General features: G+C 58.1%; 2 protein-coding genes. Both read right to left on the bottom strand.

Translation table 11 applies throughout. The features are described from left to right. Positions 1–13: 13 nt before the first annotated feature. Positions 14–1,420: an OmpP1/FadL family transporter gene (locus MDG893_RS20315; RefSeq protein WP_007155732.1), complete on the bottom strand. Its 1,407-nt coding sequence runs from the start codon at positions 1,418–1,420 to the stop codon at positions 14–16. Positions 1,421–1,535: 115 nt separating this feature from the next. Then, the gene (locus MDG893_RS20320; RefSeq protein ID WP_007155733.1) at positions 1,536–2,657 is read right to left on the bottom strand and encodes a PilT/PilU family type 4a pilus ATPase; all 1,122 of its coding nucleotides are present in this window, start codon (positions 2,655–2,657) and stop codon (positions 1,536–1,538) included. Between the last annotated feature and the right edge of the window lie 63 nt (positions 2,658–2,720).

Genomic DNA, 2,720 nt, shown 5'->3' on the forward strand with positions numbered 1-2,720 from the left:
CTCAACGAACCCCTTAAAACTGCTTGCTGACCTGTACACCTGCACTCCAGGCATCCAGCTCATAGGTACCGCGATAACGTGCGGCACCGGGCATGGGCTCGTCGTTAACGTCGTAGTTCTGCTCGTTCACGTCCTGGTCATCGAACAGCAACACCCCGGCCGCCACGTCCACCGTCCAGCCTGAGCGGGCATCGGCGTACTGAGCGCCCAGCGTGATCCAATCGCGGTCCCCCGACGGGATTCGAGCCGTACGGAAATCGTCGTTCACCGGCGACTCATCCCAGGCATAACCGGCTTTGAATGCCCACTCGGGGGTCGCCTGCCAGATAGCGCCGACATTGGCTTGCCAGGTGTCTTTCCAGTTTTCCGAAACGTGTGTCACCAGGCGCTCATCGCCCAAACCGGGCCCTGCCTGGGAGGAGATCGGGCCGTTGTCCTCACGGCTAACCACATCCAGCGCCTCAAAACGGCTCCATTTGGCCCAGGTCGCGCCTGCCAGCAGGGTTACGGTATCGGTCAATTGGTGACGGGCACCGAAGGTGATGCTCTCGGGAATATCCAGCGGGACAGTCACCTTTTCAGTAACCGTGGACTGGTTGAACACCAGGCCACCACCACTGAGACTACCCTGAGGAAAGTTGCGAACTTCCGCGTCGCCATCCAGTTCCAATTCTGTTCCGGTCTGGGCGGAGATACCAAACTGTGTCCGCTCCGACATTTCCCAAAGCATGCCAAACGCAAACGTGAGCGCCACGTCATCACCTTCAATATCCGCGTAACCGTCTTCCAGGGTTCCCGGGGGCAAACCGAACCGAGCTTCCGTACCGCTGTAATCTTGGAATTTGGTCAACCGACCTTCGGCGTAGATCACATTAACGCCAGCACCCATTGAGAATCCGTTACCGTCGTTAACGGCAATGGACGGGCTGAATGCGATGGCGGTCAGCTCGGTCTTGTCCGCGAAAAAGCGCCCCTTGAAGTCATCGTCGTAATCCGCCGCCAGGCCATAGGGGGCATGCAGGCCAAAGCCCACGTCCAGCCAGTCGTTGATTTCGTGGGTCATGTAAAAATTGGGAAGGGCGGCCGGGGCGGCGATGTCGCCACCGTTTCCACCGGCGACGGGACGGCTGTCGTCACGGACGGCACTGCCAGTGCCTTCCTTGAGTTCGGCATCAATATCCAGAACGGCGGCGCCAAACGACATATTGGTGCCGGAAAGCTGGCTCATGCCGGCCGGATTGAAGAAAACCGTGGTGGCATTTTCCGGGTTGGCTGCGGTGCCGGCGTTGGCAACGCCCATGGCACTGGCACTTTGCTCATTGAGTGAAAAACCGCCGGCCAACGCTGCGGCGGGTGCCACCAACGCCGATGCCGTCGCGATTCGGATAACAGAGCCGGGCAATACTTTGTTTTTGCGCATAAATCCCCCTGGATGATCGTCGGGGCGGAGTATACGCATCGCGGGCCAATGGCCTCAAATGCCATAGCTACTGATTCGGAATCCTAATTGCTTACTACTTTAGTCTAATTTCCGATCAATCGTTCTGGATCGACAACTTGTCGACGCTGGAAGCCAGCTTGTCAGCACCCTGGGAGTCGGCACCCAGTTTGATCATCAAGCGCAGGTCGTTGGCTGAATCCGCGTGCGCGAGGGCGTCCTCATAAGTAATGGAACCTTCGGCATAGAGTTCATACAGTGCCTGGTCAAAGGTGCGCATGCCGCTCTCGTTGGACTTGGACATCAGTTCCTTAAGGCGGTGTACTTCGCCCTTTCGAATCAGGTCCGCCACCAATGGTGTGTTGATCAACACTTCGATGACGGCTTTGCGTCCCTGCCCGTCCGGCGTTGGGATCAACTGTTGAGCGACGATGGCCTTGAGGTTGAGGGACAGGTCCATCCAGATCTGGTTGTGCTGTTCCGGCGGGAAGAACTGGATAATCCGGTCCAGCGCCTGGTTGGCGTTGTTGGCGTGCAGGGTGGCCAGGCACAGGTGGCCGGTTTCGGCAAACTGCACCGAATATTCCATGGTCTGGCGGGTCCTTACCTCACCGATGAGAATCACGTCCGGCGCTTGGCGCAGAGTATTCTTCAGAGCCACTTCAAAGCTGTCGGTATCAATGCCCACTTCGCGTTGGGTGACGATGCAGCCCTGGTGCTGGTGCACGAACTCGATGGGGTCTTCGATGGAGATAATGTGGCCCCGGCTATTGCGGTTACGATGCCCGAGCATGGCCGCCAGCGAGGTGGACTTACCGGTACCGGTGGCCCCCACGAACATGATCAGGCCACGCTTGGTCATGGCCAGGTCCTTGATGATTTCCGGCAGTGCCAGGTCATCAATTTGCGGGATTTTCACCTCGATCCGCCGCAGCACCATGCCGCAGAGGTTGCGCTGGAAGAAGGCACTGACACGGAAACGGCCGATGCCTCGGGCACTGATGGCGAAGTTACATTCGTGGCTTTCTTCGAATTCGGCTCGCTGCTTGTCGTTCATGGCACCGTAGACGAATTCCCTCGTCTGCTCCGGCGTCAGGGCGTTCTTGGTGACGGGCAGGACCTTGCCGTTCACTTTCATGGAGGGGGGCACACCGGCAGTAATGAAAAGGTCGGAGCCGCCTTTGTCCACCATCAAACGGAGCAGTTTTTCGAATTCCATGATCTTTTTACCTGTGTTTCTGGCTTTCGGTGATTTGGGTGTCGGGCAGTGCCTGTTCCAGGG

It is taken from the genome of Marinobacter algicola DG893 (assembly GCF_000170835.1).
Taxonomy (GTDB): domain Bacteria; phylum Pseudomonadota; class Gammaproteobacteria; order Pseudomonadales; family Oleiphilaceae; genus Marinobacter; species Marinobacter algicola.

Bases quoted from the DNA above. Each gene is read 5' to 3' on its own strand.
- MDG893_RS20315 (WP_007155732.1), bottom strand. From the start codon at position 1,420: ATGCGCAAAAACAAAGTATTGCCCGGCTCTGTTATCCGAATCGCGACG.
- MDG893_RS20320 (WP_007155733.1), bottom strand. From the start codon at position 2,657: ATGGAATTCGAAAAACTGCTCCGTTTGATGGTGGACAAAGGCGGCTCC.